Source organism: Ruegeria sp. CDSA193 (genome assembly GCF_059611885.1).
On sequence record NZ_JBXWPN010000005.1, the window covers coordinates 330,153 to 349,374 of the forward strand.

Annotated in this window: 19 protein-coding genes and 1 tRNA gene; 8 read left to right on the plus strand and 12 right to left on the minus strand. The window is 58.4% G+C overall.

Going from position 1 to position 19,222, the window contains the following annotated elements:
* The first annotated feature begins 58 nt into the window (after positions 1–58).
* From AC2FLG_RS11945 to AC2FLG_RS11960, 4 genes are read left to right on the plus strand one after another with little or no spacing between them, the layout of a single operon-like run.
* Complete coding sequence (locus AC2FLG_RS11945; protein WP_496706341.1) at positions 59–925, plus strand: FAD binding domain-containing protein; 867 nt, start codon at positions 59–61, stop codon at positions 923–925.
* Positions 922–1,401: a (2Fe-2S)-binding protein gene (locus AC2FLG_RS11950; protein WP_281972452.1), complete on the plus strand. Its 480-nt coding sequence runs from the start codon at positions 922–924 to the stop codon at positions 1,399–1,401. The genes AC2FLG_RS11945 and AC2FLG_RS11950 overlap by 4 nt, the downstream gene beginning before the upstream one ends.
* Positions 1,401–3,656 carry a xanthine dehydrogenase family protein molybdopterin-binding subunit gene (locus AC2FLG_RS11955; RefSeq protein WP_496696213.1) on the plus strand — a complete coding sequence of 752 codons (2,256 nt, stop codon included), beginning with the start codon at positions 1,401–1,403 and terminating at the stop codon, positions 3,654–3,656. Before AC2FLG_RS11950 ends, AC2FLG_RS11955 begins: the two co-directional genes overlap by 1 nt.
* Positions 3,649–3,894: a MoaD/ThiS family protein gene (locus tag AC2FLG_RS11960; protein ID WP_281972450.1), complete on the plus strand. Its 246-nt coding sequence runs from the start codon at positions 3,649–3,651 to the stop codon at positions 3,892–3,894. Before AC2FLG_RS11955 ends, AC2FLG_RS11960 begins: the two co-directional genes overlap by 8 nt.
* Here the strand turns inward: AC2FLG_RS11960 and AC2FLG_RS11965 are convergent.
* Entirely contained in the window at positions 3,891–4,598 is a 708-nt protein-coding gene (locus AC2FLG_RS11965) for a lysophospholipid acyltransferase family protein (protein WP_496706342.1), read from the minus strand. The genes AC2FLG_RS11960 and AC2FLG_RS11965 overlap by 4 nt on opposite strands.
* Before the next feature lie 143 nt (positions 4,599–4,741).
* Between AC2FLG_RS11965 and AC2FLG_RS11970 the strand changes: the two genes are divergently transcribed.
* Positions 4,742–4,817: transfer RNA gene (locus AC2FLG_RS11970), tRNA-Trp, on the plus strand.
* Between the two features lie 145 nt (positions 4,818–4,962).
* On the opposite strand, the gene AC2FLG_RS11975 is transcribed toward AC2FLG_RS11970, so the two are convergent.
* Positions 4,963–5,982 carry a hypothetical protein gene (locus AC2FLG_RS11975; RefSeq protein WP_496691697.1) on the minus strand — a complete coding sequence of 340 codons (1,020 nt, stop codon included), beginning with the start codon at positions 5,980–5,982 and terminating at the stop codon, positions 4,963–4,965.
* A gap of 73 nt (positions 5,983–6,055) precedes the next feature.
* A complete protein-coding gene (locus AC2FLG_RS11980; protein WP_496706344.1) occupies positions 6,056–6,937 on the minus strand; it encodes an EamA family transporter in 882 nt (293 codons plus the stop codon).
* Between the two features lie 78 nt (positions 6,938–7,015).
* On the opposite strand from AC2FLG_RS11980, the gene AC2FLG_RS11985 reads away from it, so the two are divergent.
* The 3 genes from AC2FLG_RS11985 (at position 7,016) to AC2FLG_RS11995 (ending at position 9,499) form a co-directional block, all read left to right on the plus strand.
* The gene (locus AC2FLG_RS11985; protein ID WP_496706346.1) at positions 7,016–7,498 is read left to right on the plus strand and encodes a MarR family winged helix-turn-helix transcriptional regulator; all 483 of its coding nucleotides are present in this window, start codon (positions 7,016–7,018) and stop codon (positions 7,496–7,498) included.
* Between the two features lie 162 nt (positions 7,499–7,660).
* Positions 7,661–8,800 carry an LPS export ABC transporter permease LptF gene (lptF, locus tag AC2FLG_RS11990; RefSeq protein WP_496700732.1) on the plus strand — a complete coding sequence of 380 codons (1,140 nt, stop codon included), beginning with the start codon at positions 7,661–7,663 and terminating at the stop codon, positions 8,798–8,800.
* A 108-nt stretch (positions 8,801–8,908) separates the two neighbouring features.
* Positions 8,909–9,499, plus strand: coding sequence for an HD domain-containing protein (locus AC2FLG_RS11995; protein ID WP_142635974.1), 591 nt, complete (start codon positions 8,909–8,911; stop codon positions 9,497–9,499).
* Here the strand turns inward: AC2FLG_RS11995 and speB are convergent.
* From speB to AC2FLG_RS12040, 9 genes are all read right to left on the minus strand, one after another.
* Positions 9,496–10,338, minus strand: coding sequence for an agmatinase (speB, locus tag AC2FLG_RS12000; RefSeq protein ID WP_496701614.1), 843 nt, complete (start codon positions 10,336–10,338; stop codon positions 9,496–9,498). The genes AC2FLG_RS11995 and speB overlap by 4 nt on opposite strands.
* Entirely contained in the window at positions 10,335–11,504 is a 1,170-nt protein-coding gene (nspC, locus tag AC2FLG_RS12005; RefSeq protein WP_496700729.1) for a carboxynorspermidine decarboxylase, read from the minus strand. Before nspC ends, speB begins: the two co-directional genes overlap by 4 nt.
* 86 nt (positions 11,505–11,590) lie before the next feature.
* Entirely contained in the window at positions 11,591–12,814 is a 1,224-nt protein-coding gene (locus AC2FLG_RS12010; RefSeq protein WP_496706347.1) for a saccharopine dehydrogenase family protein, read from the minus strand.
* Between the two features lie 21 nt (positions 12,815–12,835).
* Positions 12,836–14,725, minus strand: coding sequence for a biosynthetic arginine decarboxylase (gene speA, locus AC2FLG_RS12015; protein ID WP_496696199.1), 1,890 nt, complete (start codon positions 14,723–14,725; stop codon positions 12,836–12,838).
* A gap of 99 nt (positions 14,726–14,824) precedes the next feature.
* Entirely contained in the window at positions 14,825–15,907 is a 1,083-nt protein-coding gene (locus AC2FLG_RS12020; protein ID WP_496706349.1) for a DUF1513 domain-containing protein, read from the minus strand.
* Positions 15,908–15,910: 3 nt separating this feature from the next.
* Positions 15,911–16,921: an imelysin family protein gene (locus tag AC2FLG_RS12025; RefSeq protein ID WP_271948190.1), complete on the minus strand. Its 1,011-nt coding sequence runs from the start codon at positions 16,919–16,921 to the stop codon at positions 15,911–15,913.
* Positions 16,921–18,462, minus strand: coding sequence for a di-heme oxidoreductase family protein (locus AC2FLG_RS12030; RefSeq protein ID WP_496706350.1), 1,542 nt, complete (start codon positions 18,460–18,462; stop codon positions 16,921–16,923). The genes AC2FLG_RS12025 and AC2FLG_RS12030 overlap by 1 nt, the downstream gene beginning before the upstream one ends.
* Positions 18,422–18,907, minus strand: coding sequence for a bacterioferritin (gene bfr, locus AC2FLG_RS12035; RefSeq protein WP_142635826.1), 486 nt, complete (start codon positions 18,905–18,907; stop codon positions 18,422–18,424). Before bfr ends, AC2FLG_RS12030 begins: the two co-directional genes overlap by 41 nt.
* Positions 18,855–19,148: a (2Fe-2S)-binding protein gene (locus AC2FLG_RS12040; protein ID WP_496700718.1), complete on the minus strand. Its 294-nt coding sequence runs from the start codon at positions 19,146–19,148 to the stop codon at positions 18,855–18,857. Before AC2FLG_RS12040 ends, bfr begins: the two co-directional genes overlap by 53 nt.
* Positions 19,149–19,222: the final 74 nt, after the last annotated feature.

The window sequence follows — 19,222 nt, forward strand, 5'->3', positions numbered from 1 at the left end:
TGCACTAACGTCCCTGCGAACCCCAGTGGATCCTGACCAACAGGCGCGAGGTAAAATCATGGATTATCACAGGCCTGCCAGCTTTGCCGAGGCGTCGGCTCTGGCAGAAAATGCAAAAGGCGTTACACGGTTTCTTGCCGGTGGCACCGATGTTCTGGTGCAGTTGCGCTCGGAATTGGTGACGCCTGATACATTGATAGACATCAAGAAAATCAATGGCGTAAGCGATATCACCCGCAATGCTGACGGCAGCTGGACGCTGGGCGTGGCGGCGACGGGTGCGGAAATGAGCGAACATCCTGGGTTGGGCCTCGACTGGCCCGGCGTGGTCGAAGCGATGGATTTGATCGGATCGACTCAGGTGCAAGGGCGCGCGACGCTGACTGGCAACCTGTGCAATGGCTCGCCTGCGGCGGATTCGGTGCCAGCCATGGTGGCAGCGGGCGTGACCGTGACAGTCACCGGACCAAGTGGCACCCGTGAGGTTGCCGTCGAAGATATTCCGACCGGCCCGGGCAGAACGTCCTTGGCCAAGGGTGAACTGATCTCGGCGGTCAATATTCCTGCACGCGGCGAAAACGGAGGTGATGCCTATCTGCGGTTCATCCCAAGGACCGAGATGGATATTGCGGTGGTTGGCGTAGGTGTGAATCTCCGTCTGGACGGGGATACCATCACCGAGGCCCGCGTGTCTCTGGGTGCCGTGGCTCCGACTGTTCTGTTTGTCGAAGACTGCGCCAAGGCGATCATGGGCAGCACCCTTGACGATGCTGCATTGGACGCGCTTGCCGCTGCCGCATCTACTGCCTGTAACCCGATCGACGACAAGCGCGGCACAATCGCATTCCGTACCGAAGTGGCCGGGGTTCTGGCCAAACGCGCCGCGAAAATCGCCTATGCCCGTGCCAAGGGAGAGCAAGCATGAGCAAGTTCCACGTATCCACCACCGTCAATGGTGACACGGTCGAATACCTGTGTGACCCACGCGAGACCCTGCTGGACTGTCTGCGCGACAAGCTGAACCTGACCGGTGCGAAAGAAGGCTGCGGCACCGGCGATTGCGGTGCCTGCTCGGTAACTGTCGATGGCCGTTTGGTTTGTTCCTGCCTGATGCTTGGGATCGAAGCAGAGGGTAAACAGATCGAGACCGTCGAAGGTCTTGCAGACGGGGACGTTCTGCATCCGCTGCAGAAGAAGATGATTGAATATGCTGCTCTTCAATGCGGTATCTGTACCCCCGGTATTCTGGTCGCGGCCAAATCGTTGCTGGAAAAGAACCCGAACCCGACCGAGGAAGAGACACGGTATTGGTTGGCCGGTAACCTGTGTCGCTGCACCGGGTATGACAAGATCATTCGCGCCGTGATGGATACAGCGGCTGAACTGCGGGAGGCTTCGTAATGGCACTCGACGATCGCAAATCTGAATTCACTTTCGTTGGTACCCGACCGAACCGCCCTGACGGGCTGGACAAGGTCACGGGGCGCGCGAAATTTGGCGCTGACGCCACCGCGCCGGGCATGTTGCACGGGGCTATTCTGCGCTCACCCCATGCCCATGCGCGGATCGTAAAGATCGACACCTCCAAGGCCCAAGCGCATAAAGACGTCAAGGCCGTTGTGACCCGTGACGATTTCGCTGAGGTGCCGTTTAAGCCCGGTCTTGAAGGTGAGTTCTGGAACGTGCTGGAAAACGTTATGGCAGGCGAGAAGGCCCTGTATGACGGCCACGCGGTGGCAGCTATTGCGGCAACTTCGGCGCTGTCGGCGCGTGATGCACTCAAGCTGATTGAGGTCGAATATGAGGTGCTGCCCCATGTGACCGATGTCGACAAAGCGATGGCCCCGGACGCTCCGGTTATACGCGAGGGGGCGGCGGATTATTCCGTGCCCGAAGGGATGCACCCGAACGTCGTGCGCTATCACGAAAGCGGGCATGGCAATGTCGAAGCAGGTTTTGCCGAGGCGGATCTGGTCGTTGAAGACAGCTTTGTCACCGAGGCAACCCATCAGGGCTATATCGAACCTCATGCCTGTTTGGCGACGCTGGGAAATGACGGCAAGGGTGAGCTGTGGTGCACCACACAAGGTCACTGGATCGCGCAGAAAACCTGTGCGGCTTTGCTGGGGATCGAAACATCGCAACTGCGGGTGACGGCGTCCGAGATTGGCGGCGGCTTTGGTGGCAAGACAACCGTATTCATCGAGCCGGTCGCGCTGGCGCTGAGCCGCAAGGCCAACCGGCCGGTCAAGCTGGTGATGACCCGATCCGAGGTATTCCGGGCCACCGGTCCGACTGCCTCCGCGTCGATGGATATCAAGATCGGGATGAAGAAAGACGGCACGATCACCGCAGCGCAAGGCGTGTTCCGCCTGCAGGGTGGGGCCTTCCCCGGCGCGCCGGGTGATATGACGGCCATGTGTGCCTTTGCTCCTTATAACCTGACTAACGTCAAGCAGGTGGGCTATGACGTCATGGCCAACCGCCCGAAACAGGCGGCCTACCGGGCGCCCGGTGCACCGATGGGAGCCTTTGCTGTTGAATCGGTGATTGACGAGCTGTGCAAGAAACTGGGTCTGGACCCCGTGGATGTGCGTCTGAAAAACGCCGCCTACGAAGGTACCAAGGCCAGCTATGGCCCGCGCTACGAACGCATCGGTCTGGTCGAAACGCTTGAGGCCGCCAAGGCGCATCCGCACTATTCTGCGCCACTGAAACCAGGGCAGGGGCGTGGGATATCCTGTGGATTCTGGTTTAATCACGGGGGCGAGACATCCGTGTCGCTGGCCCTGTCCGAGGATGGTTCGGCCCAGCTGATGGTCGGCACGCCCGATATCGGCGGTTCGCGCGCGTCGATGGCGCTGATGGCAGCCGAGGTGTTGGGCATTCCCTACGAGAATATCCGCGTCACCATCGCGGACACGGCGACGCTGGGATACAATGACGTTAGCCACGGATCGCGCGTGACCTATGCCTCGGGTCTGGCCACGATCAAGGCGGCCCGGCACGCGGTCGAAAAGCTCAGCGAACGGGCGGCGGCCAAGTGGGGCATCCCGGTGGATGCGGTGAAATGGGAAAACGGCTGCGCGGTGCCCTCGGGCCCCAATGCGGGCGATTTCGATCCGATGCCGCTGGCCGATATCACCGCTGATATGGGCGCGACCGGTGGTCCGATCTCGGGCCATTTCGAGGCCACGCCCGAAGGCGCAGGCGTGTCGTTTGGCACCCATATCGTCGATGCCGAGGTCGACCCGGAGACCGGCAAGACCAGCATCACCCGCTATACGGTCATTCAAGACGCCGGAAAGGCGATCCACCCGACCTATGTCGAAGGCCAGTATCAGGGCGGCGCGGCGCAGGGCATCGGTTGGGCGCTGAACGAGGAATATGTCTATGGCGAGGATGGTCGTCTGCAGAACTCGATCTTCCTCGATTATCGTATCCCGGTCGCCAGCGACTTGCCGATGATCGATACGGTGATCGTCGAAGTTCCCAACCCCGGCCACCCGTTTGGGGTGCGTGGTGTGGGTGAAACCGGTATCGTTCCGCCTCTGGCTGCTATCGCCAACGCGGTTTCGAACGCAGCGGGTGTGCGGATGAAACAACTGCCGATGTCACCGCCGCGCATTCTGGCGGCGCTCAAGGACAATGGTTGAGGTCCACCTGTGGTCCGGCCTCCGGTCTTTGACCGGGGGTCAACAGGTGGTCGAGGTTGAGGCCAAAACCACCGGCGAGTTGTTGCAGGCACTCGCGCGGGTACATCCGCAGCTTCAGGCGCCGATAGATGCCGGTGTATCCATCTCAATCAATGGGCGCGTGATCGCCAGCGGGTTGACCGAACCGATCCCCGAAGGCAGCGAAGTGTATCTGATGCAAAGGCTGCGCGGCGGTTAGCCCTTGGGTAACCAGGGTTCGCGCCCGACCATCCTGTCTGCTTCGGCCGTGATGTCGTTCATATGCGCCTCAAGGCTTAACCGCAGGGTCTCGAGTTCTTCTTCACTGGCCTTGCGGGGAACGTTTTCGGTCCATTCCCGGCACAGAAACACGCCTTTGTTGCGCCAGGGGCGCGGCATCAGCAAGCGATCCCAGGTACCGGCCTCGCTGCCGTGGCGGGCAGAAAAGGTGATACCGAAGACCCGCTTGCCCGAGGTGCGTGCCCAAACCAGAGGCACGGTCGACAGCACCCGTTCCGGACCGCGCGGGCCGTCAGCGGCGATACCGATGGAAATGCCCCGCTTGATCTTGCCGATCACTTCGCGTGACACCGCGATGTTGTTGGCGTTTTTGCTGGTCATGGCGATGGTGTCCATGCCGAACAGTTTCTGCACCCGACCAACCATGCTGCCAGCGCGTGCCGAAGATGTGATCGAGCAGATACGCCCCTTATCCAACGGAAAGAAATAGGGTGATTGTGCCAGTCGCTGATGCCAAAGGACAACGATGACCGGCTCGCCCTGATCGGCCAGTTGGTCCAGCTCTTCATAGCCGATGCGTTGCCATTGGGTGTTGCGGTTGACCATCCGAATATAGCTCGCGATGCGGCGGGCGGTCCAATTCAGGACGGCCTCGCTATCGGCGATTTTCTTGCGGATACTCACTAATGGTGACCCTCATATTGATCAAACCGTGTCTTATAGAACTCAACGCCATACGCAACTTGTTTGTCGTGCGCATAACTGAGGAGGAATCTGAAAAAGCCTCTTGAGTCCGCCGCGCGGCTGGCATATTTGGGGCGGACCTTAGGGGTATAGCTCAGTTGGTAGAGCGACGGTCTCCAAAACCGTAGGTCGCGGGTTCGAACCCTGCTGCCCCTGCCATTCTCTCCATTGCCAGAAGTTTGTGCCAGCTTGGGCGGAATGGGACACGAGTGACCCTTTGCGCAGCCTAGCTGTTACAACTTGGACCAGCAGAGCATTCGACCGATGCGATAAACCGCGTTCTGGTTGCTCAACAAATCACGGTCTAACCCAAAATCGGTGATATGCCACCGGCAAAAGCGGCCAAGATTGGGGCCGTCAGGGCGAAGCCGGCGCGGATGATGTCACCTGTGCCTTCTGTCAGCTTATGCGACGATCTCCAGTCATCAATGTCGAATGCCTGGTCTGTGCCGCCCTGATTTCGGGCAGCCAAAGCGAGGTTAGAAATTCTTCCGTCCAGAAGGACTGCCACGGGAAGAAAGTAGCTGAGCATTAGCAAGCAAAAATATGTGCCGGTGAACAAGGCCGATGCGTTGAGCAATGCGCTATAGGCGGCCCTTTCTGATTCAGCGATCATGGGCAAGGGCCAGTACATCCAGCTTGCGGCAAAGAACATGCCGAAGGTCAGCACCAGACTGGACAGGTAGAGCTGCTGCCGCATCTGCCGCAGGTTTTGCGCCAGCTCAGCTGCGGTTGCTTCGATGTCCTGAGATTCATGCCGACCAAGACACAATATCATTCCGACAATCAGCGACCCGATCGCAAGGCCGGCCATTGCATTCACCAGGTCCAGAATACGGTTGAACAGCGAAAGAACAGGGGCCTGCCCGCATTTCCCAAACATCCAGCTATCTTCCGAACCGGAACATGCCGGTAAGGTGCCTTGCGACAATGCTGTTTCAAAAACGGCTTTGCCGATCTGGTGGTAAATCTGCGGGCTTTGGTCGGTCATATGCTTTTGAATGGTCGGCACGAGAGCCAGAAACACGATGGCGACTACAATCGCGATTGCCGCGATCCGGGTGTTTTTTTCGATCGGGCGTGACAGGGTCCGGAACAAGACTGCCACGGGCAACAAGGCCAGCGATAAAAAGAACCAGGACGCGGCAAGAAACCGAAACCGACCAACGGCTTCCTGCCAAGAGCTACCGCTCAACACAAAGTTCACTGGAACGTCCAGTTCATTGGCGATCATTTGGTTCTGGATCAGTTTATGGATTGCGAAAACACATACCGGCAGCAGGGCGATGGCAAAATAGCGCGGTTTTACTCGGCTTTTTGACACGTGATACCTTTCTTGCCGGGGCGTTGCACAGCACACAGTTTAGCACAAAACTCGTACATCGATGCCTGGAGTTTCAGGCGGGCTTTCTGATGGTGACAATCGAACGGCCGGTACGCTTGCCCATTTGCCCCAGCCAGACCGCCAGAAGTACGATACAGACACCGGCGATCTGCACAAAGGTCAAGTTTTGCCCAAGCATGACCCAACCAATCATTACGGCGGATAACGGGCTGAGAAAGCCAAGTGCCGAGACCGCAGAGGGTTCGATCCGGGCGAGGCCTCGGAACCACAGGATATAGGTCAGGGCAGCCCCGATGACGCTCAGATATCCAATTCCGAGAAGGCTGTTTGTTTCGAGCGCTGGTAAGGCGGGCTCAAATATCAGTGCAAGCGGCACCAGCAACAGCCCGCCGGCGGTTAGTTGCCAAGCGGTAAATGTCAGCAGCGGCACTGGCGGTTGCCATTTGCGCGTCAGGACAGTTCCTGCCCCCATCGAAAGGGCGCCACCCAGTCCAGCGATCAGGCCAACCGTATCAAGATTGATAGCTGTTCCGAGGACAAGGCACCCGACGCCGATCACCCCCAGCAGCGCTGCGCCGACCGATCTCAGCCCAACCGGGGTGTTCAGCAGAAATGCCGACAGGAAGACTACAATAAGAGGTTGTACCGCGCCGACAGTGGCTGCGACCCCACCGGGGAGCCTGTAAGCCGCGACGAAAAGCAGGGTCCAGAACACGGTGAAATTGAGCGCGCCCAGAATGAATATGCGGCCCCACCAATGACCTGTTGGAAGTTGACGGGACAAAACTAGCAGCAGCAGTCCGGCAGGCAGCGCACGCAGCGCGGCCATCGTGATCGGATATCCGACGGGCAAAAATTCGGTCGTAACATAATAGGTGCTACCCCAGATCAAAGGGGCAACAGCAGTTAGGGCGATGTCGGTTTGGTGTCTCATGGCGATTCCCCTTTATCTTGACGTCAAGATATATTGCAAAATCTTGACGTCAAGATAAAGTTCGGCTAGCCAGAATTCATGGATCATGTGGAGCGAATTATCGCGCAGTGGAACAGTGCCCGGCCCGACCTGGATGTGGGGCCGATGGAAACCGTTGGTCGACTGACGCGGTTGGCGGTTCAGTTGCGAAGGGCGATGGAGCATACTTGGGCTCTTCATGACATGAACGCTGCCAGCTTTGATGTCCTTGCCACGTTGCGAAGGTCTGGCAAGCCAGAGGGTCTTTCACCTGGCGAGCTTTTGGAGCTTACAATGGTGACGTCCGGCACAATGACGAATCGCGTCAATCAACTGGTTAAGGCGGGGATGGTCGAAAGAGTGCAAAACCCTGAGGATGGCCGGGGCTTCCTGATCCGTCTTACCCAAAATGGGTTCAAAGCGATCGAGGCCGCCGTTTCGGATCATGTAGAGACTCAGCAGCGCCTGGTTCAGGGTTTGTCCCTGCAACAGCGCGATCAGCTCAATCACCTGCTCAGATCGTTGTCTGAAACGCTGGACTGATCCAGGCAGGTAAGCATTCTGGACCGGGGTGCCAATTCCGATGTGGCATAAGCCGTTTTAGTGCGCACGGCTCAAATTCTATAATTCTTGGGCTATGCGGTTTCCTCGGTCAGGGGATTGGCATATTGTTCAAACGAATTTCAGGTAGCCGGATGAGGATACATGTCGCGCTTCGATGGATATTTCCTGCGGCAACTGCTGATTCTGTTCGGCTTTTTCACTCTGATTCTGGTGGGGGTTTTCTGGATCACCCGCTCGGTCAGCCTGTTTGACCGTGTCATCAGCGGTGGTCAATCGGCCATGGTGTTTCTTGAATTTACCGCTCTTACTTTGCCGACGCTGATCCGTACGGTGATGCCCATGGCCGTGTTCGCAGCGGCCGTCTATGCCACCAACCGCCTGAGCCGTGAAAGCGAGCTTACGGTGATGCTGGCCACAGGTTCCAGCCCGTGGCGGCTGGCTCGCGCTGTGGTTCTGTTCGGTCTTGTTGCTGGTCTGATGATGGCCTCGATCAGTGTTTTCCTGCGCCCGGCCTCGGTCGATCTACTGGAAAAACGGCAGGCCGAAGTGGCGGGTGACGTCACAGCGCAGTTATTGAATGAAGGCGAATTCCTGCATCCTGCAAGTGACGTGACCGTCTATATTGGGGGGATTGATCAGGACGGGACTTTGCGCGAAGTTTTTGTTTCGGACCGGCGGGATAAAACCAGCCCGGTCAGCTATTCCAGCCAAACAGCTTATCTGGTCAATAACGGCTCGGGCATTCATCTGGTGATGGTTGACGGGGTTGCCCTGCGTCAGGACCGGCAGGGACGTACCCTGTCGTCTACACTGTTTCAGGACGCGTCCTATGACATCTCAGAATTGACGAGTACCGACAACACGGCCGAGCGAAGCCTCGAGGCCATTCCCACCGCAGAGCTGTTGCGCGACCGGGCTGCGATTGCGGCAGCAGAAGGGTTCACTGAGGGCGCGTTGATCGACGAGCTGCATCAGCGATTTTCATGGATCACCATTTGTATCGCGGTCGCAATGGCGGGCTATGCAACCCTTATGTTGGGCAGCTTTTCCAGATTTGGCCTGTGGCCACAGATTTTTGGAGCATTCATAATTCTGGTCCTTTTGGAAGGTATGCGCGGCTTTGTGTCCCCGTTGGTGATCGAAGACCCGAAATTGTGGCTATTGCTCTATTTGCCTGCTGTCATGGGCATATTGATCTCGTGCCTGTTTCTTTTGATTGCAGGTCGTCCGCTTCTGCGCGTGCGCGCAAGAAAACACTCGCAGGCATTGTCCCAAGCCTGAAGTTACGGCGCATTTCGGCGCAATGTTCTTCGGCCAAGCTAATTCGTTTTTTCGCTCAGGTTTTCTGCGTTAGGCTGCGGTTGGATGATCAGTCAAAAGGACCGGACCATGCTGGACAAAACCCACAAACCCACCTGGACCAGCTTTGAAGAGGCGACCAAGGCCGATTGGGACGCCGTCATGGAATACGAAGAGGCCTATAACGCCGCGTTGCCGGACAGGATACTGGATGCGATCCGTTCGCTGGACGAGGATTGGACGCCCTATCCCGTGAACCGCTATCAGCACAGCCTGCAGGCCGCGACGCGCGCCTATGAGGATGGGGCGGAAGAAGAGCTGGTCGTCGCAGCGCTGATCCACGACACCGGCGATATCCTGTCTCCCTATAACCATGGAGAGCTGTCAGCGGCGATGATGAAGCCCTATGTCAGCCAGAAAACCCATTGGATCCTCAAACATCACTGCGTGTTCCAGGGCTATTACTACAATCACCACCTGGGCGGAGACCGCAACGCCCGAGACAAGTACCGCGACAGTCCTTATTGGGAGGAATGCCGCTATTTCTGCCATGAATACGACCAAAAGGCGTTCGATCCGGATTACCCGACCAAACCGTTGGAGTTCTTCGAGCCGATGCTGCGCCGTGTCCTAAGCCGCGGCGAGGGGCATATGGAGTTGAACGAAACCGCCGAAGGTTAGCAGGCGGCCATCAGACGGTAGACGATCTGTGCGGCGGTAAAGTCCCAGGCGGCATTGCCGTCCGGGGCCAGTTCGACCACGTCGAACCCCACGCATTTGCGCCCCCGAAGGGCATGCTCGACCAGTTGCAGCGCCTGATAATAGCCCAAGCCGCCGGGCACGGGTGTTCCTGTGGCCGGCATTTGCGAAGGGTCCAGCCCGTCGACATCAAAGCTGACATAGACCAGTTCGGGGAAATCCTTGGGCAGATCGACCGCGTTGATGTTACCGGTGACCAGCTCCTCGGCATCAATGTGGAACACGCTGTTCTTCACCCGGCTCTGCGCCTCTTCGGTCGAAAAGGCCCGGACGCCGAATTGGGCCAGTCGGACGCCTTCTTCGGCCAGTAGATGCATGACCGAGGCATGGCTGTGCTTTTCACCCTGATACGTGTTGCGCAGGTCCGCATGCGCATCAATCTGGACGATCCCGATCGGTTGGTTCAACGCGCGGGCCACACCCATCACCGCACCGTAGCTCAGAGAATGCTCACCGCCCAGAGTAACCGGCACTTTACCAGCGCGAATGGCGGCTTCGGTGCGCAGGGCAAGGCGTTCCATCACTGCAGGCATAGGGCCGTCACAGTTCAAAGGTTCCTCAGTGAAAATACCCGCTGTGCAAGGCTCGGCAAGGCCAGTGATGCGCTCCAGCTCGTTGCTGGCCTCGATGATCGCCGCCGGGCCACCGGCTGTACCCGAGCCGTAGGATACCGTGCGCTCCAGCGGTACTGGGATTACACGAAACCGGGCGTTTTCGGTCCGTTCCGATGTGGTCAATTCACTGTCGAGGAAAACGCTCATGAGAGCCTCTCTTTAAAGTCGTCATAGCCGAACTGTTTGATAATTTTCAACGCGTCGGTTTCGCTGTTCCACAGGGCGATTGTGGGCAGGGGGACACCGTTGAAGGTGTTGGTCTTGACCATCGAATAATGCGCCTGATCTAGGAAGGCAAAGCGTTGGCCGATCTCAAGCGGTTTGTCCCACGTATAGTCGCCGATCACATCCCCCGCCAGACAGGACGGGCCGCCCAGACGGTAGGTATGGCCTGCCTCGGCCTCGTCCATCAGGGCCGGGCGATAGGGGGCTTCGATCACGTCCGGCATGTGGCAGGTGGCCGAAATGTCGGTGATCGCAAGGGTCATGCCATTGGTCGGCAGGTCGAGAATTTCGCCCACCAGAATGCCCGCATCCAGTGCCACAGCCTCGCCGGGTTCAAGATAGACGTCGACGTCATGGGTTTCGCGGATCGCCTTGATGAACGCGATCAACCCATCACGATCATAGTCGTCACGGGTGATATGGTGGCCACCGCCGAAGTTCAGCCATTTGAGATGACCCAGGAACGGGGCGAGTTTTGGTGCAACGGCTTCCCAGGTGCGTCGCAAGGGCTCGAACCCTTGTTCGCAGAGGGTGTGCATATGCAAGCCATCGACCCCGGCCATGATTTCAGCGCTTAGATGGCTGACTGGCGTGCCCAGACGCGAACACGGCGCGCAGGGATCGTATTTAGGGATTTCACCTTCGGAGTGTTCGGGATTGATGCGCAGGCCGACCTGAACTTTGGCGGCCTGTGCTTTGGTCAGGAACCGGTCCTTTTGTGCGGGTGAGTTGAAGATGATGTGGTCGGACAGTGACAGGATTTCATCGATGTCAGCGTCTTTGTACCCGGCGCAGTAAGTGGCGACCTCACCGCCATATTCTTCGCGGCCTAGACGGGCTTCATAGATACCGCTGGCGCAGGTGCCGCCAAGGTGTTGGCGGACCAAGGGGGCCAGCGAGAACATCGAGAACGCTTTGAGCGCGCTGAGGACATGTGCACCGGACCTGCTGCCGACATCGGACAGGATCGCCAGATTTTTCTCAATTGCTTTTTCGTCGACCACAAAGCACGGGGTCGGCACGCGGGTGAGGTCGAAATTGCGGAAAGCACCGGCATCGCCTGCTTGTGTGGTCATCATGTCGGACATATCAGGCGTCTCCGAATTTGGAGAGGGCGGGGGGCGCTGCCCCCCGGACCCCCCGAGGTATTTAGGGCCAGATGAAGCTTTGCGGATCAGAACTCGACCGGGCCGTCTAGTTCGTGGACCTGCCATGGCAGACCATGTTCATTCAGCATGTCCATGAAATCATCCGGGTCGAGCTGTTCCATGTTCCACACTCCTGGCGCGGTCCAGTTGCCTTTGAGCACCTGCGCGGCACCGATCATAGCCGGAACGCCAGTAGTATAGCTAACCGCTTGGCTGCCGACCTCGGCGTAGCATTCCTCGTGGTCACAGATGTTGTAGATGTAATAGGTCTTCTCGCCCGAGCCATCCTTGGCCTGACCTGTAGCGATGTCGCCGATACAGGCCTTGCCCTTCGTTTCCGCACCCAGATCGCCGGGATCAGGCAGTAGGGTTTTCAGGAACTGGATCGGAATGATTTCCTTGCCGTCATGCATTACCGGGTCGATGCGGGTCATGCCGACATTTTCCAGCACTTTGGCATGGGTGATATAGGCGTCGCCGAAGGTCATCCAGAAGCGGGCGCGCTGGATCTCGGGGAAATGGGTGGAGAGGCTCTCCAGCTCCTCGTGATACATCAGGTACATGTTTTTGGGGCCGATGGCGGGAAAGTCGAACTCGACCTTATGGGTCATGGCGGGGGAGTGTTTCCATTCGCCGCCTTCCCAGTGGCGCACCTCGGCGAGAACCTCACGCAGGTTGATCTCGGGGTTGAAGTTGGTGGCGAATTCCTGATCGTTGCTGCCGCCATTGGCGTCCAGCACGTCGATCTGGCGGATCGTATCCAGCTTGTGTTTTCTCAGCCACGTCGCAAAGACGGAGGTCACGCCGGGATCAAAGCCAGAGCCGAGGACTGCGGTCAGGCCCGCCTGTTTGAACCGGTCCTGATAGGCCCATTGCCAATGGTATTCGAACTTGGCCTCATCCTCGGGCTCGTAATTCGCGGTGTCGATATAGTGGATGCCGGCCTCTAGACAGGCGTCCATCAGCACGAGGTCCTGATAGGGCAGGGCCAGGTTCACAAGGATTTCGGCACCGGTGTCCTTGATCAGCTTGACCGTGTCGGCGACCTTGTAGGCGTCCAGCTCCGCAGTTGCGATGTCCACACCCACGCGTTCTTTTACCGCTGCGGCGATGGCGTCGCATTTCGACTTGGTGCGGCTGGCCAGGGTGATTTCGGTGAAGATATCCGAATTCATCGCCATCTTGTGCACCGCAGCGTGAGAGACGCCGCCCGCGCCGACAACCAGTGTTTTGCCACTCAAAGTTCCCATGGGGTCATCTCCTCTCGGGGGTTATTCGTAATAGGTGTAGCCGTTGATCGAGTCGCGATAGGCGCTCATCAGGGTTTTGCGGTCTTTGGCCAGCAGAGTACCGGTCGAGATCGCCTCGTCCACCATTTTGCGGAAGGCGGCGACACAGTCGGCCGGATCAAACTCGACATAGGACAGGACCTGACCAATGGTGTCGCCCTCTTGCTCGTGCAGCAGATCGAAACCGCCATCGGAGCGCAGGTCGATGGTAACCACGTTGGTGTCGCCGAACAGGTTGTGCAGATCGCCTAGCGTTTCCTGATAAGCACCAACAAAGAAGACGCCCATGAAGTATTCGTCATTCTCGGGCAGGGAATGTACCGGCAGGCTGGGCGAGACACCGTCGGCCAGAATAAACCGGTCGATCTTGCCGTCGCTGTCGCAAGTGATATCGGACAGCACCGCGCGGCGGTCGGGTGTTTCGTTCAGACCCTGCAGCGGCACGATCGGGTGTAGCTGGTCAATGGCCCAGACGTCGGGCAGCGATTGGAACAGTGAGAAGTTGCAGTGATAGATATCAGCCACTTTTTCCAACTGTTCGTCGACATCCGTGTCGAGCTCATCACTGGCAGCCAACGCCTTGAGGCGGGCCATCAATGACAGATAAATGCGTTCGGCGCGCGCCATCTGGCGCAGGTCGATATATCCGCGGCGGAACAGGGCGCGCAGCTCGTTGCGATAGAAGGTGGCATCGTTCCAGCACTCTTGCAACCGGTCGCTGGAGAGGTATCCGTGCACAGCTGCAAGGTCTGACACCAGATGATGGTCATCCGCCTCGACTTCCGGCCCATCCGGCGCGTCATAAAGCGTGCTTTCCAGCACGTTGAACACCAGCATCGATGAGGTCGCAACGATAGCGCGCCCGCTTTCGGTGACCAATGTGGGGTGCTCGACCTCGGCTTCATCCATGGCATAGGCGACGGTTTCGACCACGTTGGCGCAGTATTCTTCGACCGTGTAGTTGATCGAGTTTTCGGCGGCTTTCTTTTCGCCCGTGTAGTCCACGCCCATGCCGCCACCCAAGTCCAGATGGGTCAGCGGTACGCCTTCGCGGGTCAGTTCGGTATAGTATCGGCAGGCCTCACCCACGGCGCGGCGCACGTCATTGACGTCCTGCACCTGCGATCCAAGATGCGAGTGTTGCAGCTTCAGGCAGTGCAGCAATCCGGCGGCCTTCAGCTTGTCCACCGTGGCGACCAGTTGATCGGTGTTCATGCCAAAGGCGGAACGGTCGCCCGAGCTTTCTTCCCATTTTCCGCTGATCTGGTTGGTCAGTTTAACCCGTACGCCGATCAGCGGTTCGATGCCGAGTTGGTTATAGACTTCGATCACCGTGTCGGCCTCTTTCGGGCTTTCCAGCACGATCACCGTATTGAACCCGATTTTACGGCTGAGGATGGCCAGCTGGATAAACTCGGCATCCTTGACGCCGTTGCAGACGATCAGCGCCTCATTGGCCAGACGATGGGCAAGCGCGACCACAAGTTCCGGTTTCGAGCCAGCCTCAAGGCCATAATTGTACTTCTTCCCAAACTCGACGATCCGGTCGACCACCTGAGCCTGTTGGTTGACCTTGATCGGAAAGACACCGCGATAGCTGCTTTTGTACCCAACCCGGGCAATCGCCTCTGCAAAGCTTTCGTTAATATGGACAATCTCGTGCTCCAGATAGGAGCTGACGCGCAGGATCATCGGAGCTTTGATGCCGCGATCGTCCAGATCACGCAGAATACCGGGCAGGCTGATTGCAGCAGTCTCTGGTGCAAGGGGATTGCGCAGACCGATTTCGCCGTCTTCCGTCACCTCGATGAGGTCTTTGCCCCATTTCTCAACCCCGTAGATGGAATGCGGTGCGTCGGGCGTCTGTTTCAATCAAGTCTGTCCTTAACCTAGGGTGCCTGCTTCGCGCCCGCCAATACGGCAGCAATTCGATTCGTCCAAGTGTAATCTATGTGACGGGTATTTCCGAATTTATACAGGCAGACCAACGGGAACCAGATGGTTATCCCACTGACAATCCGGCCGGGCGGAAATGCGGGCCTTGGCAGTAAGCGCTCCGACCAGTCCGGTGCCTGTGGTGAAGACAAAACCGGAAGGCCCGGCACCCAGGCCGCAGACATCCTCAAGCGGGGTCATGTCGTTAAGTTGACCGGTCAAGCTGTCGAACCGGAGCAAACTGTTGCCGCGAGGGCAGGTGATGGCGATGGTTTTGCCGTCCCCGGCAAAAGCAATGCTGCCAGCGTAACCCTGCAAGACACTTTGCACCGATTCCGGGGCTGCAAGCAGGCGCGGAGCCTCGCCTCTTTTGTGCAGTCCCAGCAAAGGCGGGTGGTTTGACTTGTTGCCCTGCCATTGCATTGCAAACCCGACCAGACCGTCGGATCGAACGGCAAGGTGTCGGATCGAATTTTTATGCAGTGTCCGGGGCAGCTCTATCTGTTCCAGGACCGAACCTGACAGACTCAGATAGGCTAGGCGCGGTTGCATGATGGGCAGATTCAGCTTGGTTCGGCCCATTTCAGGATGTGTTTCAATGCCGCCATTTGCGATGATCAGAGTTTCCCCATCCGGCATGAGCCGCATATCATGCGGCCCGACCCCGCCCGAAGAAAACTCGCCCAACCGCGTGTAGTCCTCCGAGTCCCAGACGCCAATCACACCCTCACCGGCCTCATAGTCGTTCTCGGTGGTGAACAGATGGGTTCCATCCCGGGAAAACACGCCATGGCCATAGAAATGGCGGCCTTTGGGAGCATCCATCCGTGCGGTTTGGGTTCCGCTCTTGCAATCGATCACCACGCCAAAGGTGCCAGGGCGGCGAGCGAAAGCCACGGCTTGCGCGCGTGACGGATGCGCCGCAGCGGCATGGCCGCGCGCCGGCAGGGGGAGAGAGAATAAGATACCGCCTTCAGAACTCAGGCCCGCCAGCCGATAGGTGCCGTCCGGAAACAGCGCCGCCGCCAGGAAATCTGGCGCGCCGACAGTCGACCAACCTTGTGTTGGGGCAAGGCTAGCTGCAGCCAGGCCCGCAAGGAATTGACGGCGGCTTGTCATGGCTTAGTCCCCGTCCAGCGAATTGAATCCGGCACTGATACCCAAGGTCGGGCCCAGCTCGGTTGCTGCAATCGTGTGGATGTCGTTGATCATCTGCTGCAAGGCTTCGACCCGTATCCGACCCGAAGGTGTCGAGACACCGGCCAGTGTAGGGTCGTCTAACTCACGCGTGCGGATGATAGCCTTGTCGAACGCATTATCCAAATCAGCGGCAATCTGCGGATGATCTGCGGACAGCCCGGTGGCCAGATCGCGCAGCGTGATCAATGACAGTTCGACCTGGCGTAGTGACCGTTCAGACCTGCGCGCTTCGGCCCGATTGGGGCGGGGGCGCTCTAGGGTGCCCATGGGGCGTCCAAGGCGTGTTTCGGCAGTGAATTCCAATCCGGTGATCAGAGCTTTGTAAAGTTCCTGCATGGCCTCATCAGCAGACCGGTAAGGACTGTCTCCGCCGGGCATGGTCAGGTTGGCAGAGAAAGGTTGCCAGTCGTGGTCCATCGCCTTCGCATTGCGGTTTATATCTGCAGCAATCGCCCGGATCAAAGCGCATCGATAGGCCCTGTCGCCCTGATCCGCGAGGGCTGGGTCGAATAGCATCAATTCAAGTGCAAGAAACCCGCGTCCCGCGATCGAAGCCTCGGCATAAGCCTCGGGGGTGTCAACCACCGCGTCTTGGGTGGCAATCAGGCCGGATAGGGTTTTGGGTGTAAACCCTTTTGTGTCTGGCCAGAATGCCATCGCAAATGCGCGGTCATCGACCTCGGAGGGGCCAAAGCGCAAGTGGCTTACCGTGACCCAGCGGTCGAATGCCAGGTGATAGGCTGCACGAAGGTTCGGTGAAGCGGCTGTGCAATCCGCCTGCGCTGCCGCATCCAGCGCAGCTGTTGCGTCAGATAGCTGTGCGTATCCGGGGAGAATGTGCCCTTCAACAACATCTGTCAGGATCTGGCTGGGATTTTGCGCCAAGGCTGACAGGGGCAGAATAAGGGCAATGGCCAGGCCGAGGGCACGCATCAGAGGCTCTCCAGAAAGCGGATCAAAGCGTCGCGGTCGGGTTTGGGCATCGAGACAACGGTGTCGCGCGCCGTCTGCGCCTCTCCGCCGTGCCACAGAACGGCCTCCAGCAGCGATTGCGCCCGCCCGTCATGCAGGAATTGTGTGTGGCCAGAGACCTGCCCCGTCAGACCGACACCCCAAAGAGGTGGCGTGCGCCATTCCCGGCCTGTTGCCCGCGCTTCGGGGCGGTTGTCGGCCAGACCATCGCCCATGTCGTGCAACAGCAGATCGGTATAGGGCCAGATCAGCTGAAAACTGTGTTCGGGCCGGTCGTCCATCCGGTGGGTGACATAAGACGGCGTGTGGCACGAGGCACAGCCGGTATCAAAGAACACCTGCTTGCCGCGCAGGACCTGCGGGTCATCAATGTCGCGCCGCCCTGGGACGCCGAGATTGCGGCTGTAAAACGCCACAAGGTCCATGCCTTGCTGGTCAATCTCGAACACGCGGTCGTCGTTGTCGCCATGGGGAGCGGTGACGCAATCCGCCTGCAATTCGGTGCAATCGCCATGGGCTGTAGGGAAAAGCGGGCTCGAAATCCCGATATCCCCGGCAAAAGCCGCCGCTGATTGCTCCATGATCGTGGGCATCCCGGCCTTGTATCCGAACCGGCCCATCATCGGCGCGTCGTATTCGGCTGACCAAACGATGTTGGGACGGCCCGAGATGCCGTCGCCATCCGCGTCGTCCGGGTCGGCCTTTGCCAGCAGGTCCGCGACCGGAATCGCTTCAAGCAATCCCAGACCGATCATCTGTGGGGCCACGCGCGGGCTCAGCATCGCCTCGGGGTGCAGCGGGCCATATCCAAGATCCGCCGCGGTATAGGTCGGGCTGCGGAGAATGACCGTTTCGCCGTCTGACAGCGCGACAGGAAGGTTTTCATAGGTGATGTGCAGCCGGTACTCGGCGGGGTGGCCCGCGAGGGCCAGATCCTGCATCTGCCCGCCGTAATTGGGTTCGGGCTGAGTGGCGATGTAGTCCGCGATTTCATCGATTGCGCCGCCACCGGGGATTGAGACCCGAAGGAACATCGAAACAGCCCCGTCATCGGGCCCATTTGGTGTGTGGCCGCGCCCGTCCTTGATGTGACATCGTTGGCAAGAGCGCGCGTTGTACAATGGCCCCAAACCGTCCGAGGCCAGGGTCGAGGAAGGCGAAGACACCCAGATTTTCTTGAACAGCCCGTTGCCGACCTTGAAATCCAGTTCCTGTTCGAATTTCAGATTGCCCGAAGGTTGCGAAAATGCATCTGCGTCCTGACGTGCCCTTACGGTTGCGGCACCGGCGGGCAGGTCCTCGAACCGTTGCGCGGCGTCGAAATCCGTGGGCGCGGCGATCACATCCGCGATCCGGGCCTTTTCATCTTCGGTTCTGGGTTGGAAGTTGAGATGCAGATCCTGCAGTTCAGCGGACAGGATCGGGGTGGCTGCAATCGCAGCCACCGCCACAAGCGAGAGCTTACTCGCCTTCGTCCATTTTCGATGCGTTAAGTTGCGCATAATTGGCTTCGCCAATCCTTTCGTACAAATCAAGCTGTGTTTCGAGGAAGTCGATGTGGCCTTCTTCGTCACTGATCAGGTTCTCGAACAGAGACATAGTGACGTAGTCGCCCGCCTCTCGACAATATTCACGGGCCTCAACGTACAGGGCACGCGCATCATTCTCGGCAGCCAAATCACATTCCAGAGTTTCCTTCGGGGTCTGTCCAATCCGAAGCGGGTCCAGTTTCTGCAGGTTGGGGTGACCTTCCAGAAAGATTATGCGCTCGATCAGCTTGTCGGCATGGCCCATCTCTTCGATGCTTTCCTCACGGCTTTTCTTTGCCATGTGGGTCAGGCCCCAATCCTCTTGCAGACGGTAATGCAGCCAATACTGGCTGACTGCCGTCAGTTCATGCCGCAGAGATTTGTTGAGGTATTCTATGACTTTGGGATCGCCCTTCATCTACACTCTCCTGTGATGCCTTGGTGCGTAATGCACAAAGCTGCATGGGGACTTCCAGATTATCGCTGGAGCGCATGGTGTCTAGGAAAAGCGGCATGCATCCGCCACAATCCGCTGATTTTCCAAGGGCATGATAGATCTTGCCAGGGGTTATGACTGCCCTAGGGTCGGAAACGCGCATCCAGTCGATGGCGGCATGAATCTCGGTGTCTGTGATCTTGGTGCAATGGCAGACAATCATGGAGGTGGCGCTCTGGTTTGTATTCTTACTATATTAGTCAGTTATTAAGTGCATGTCCTGCGGCATACTGTCAA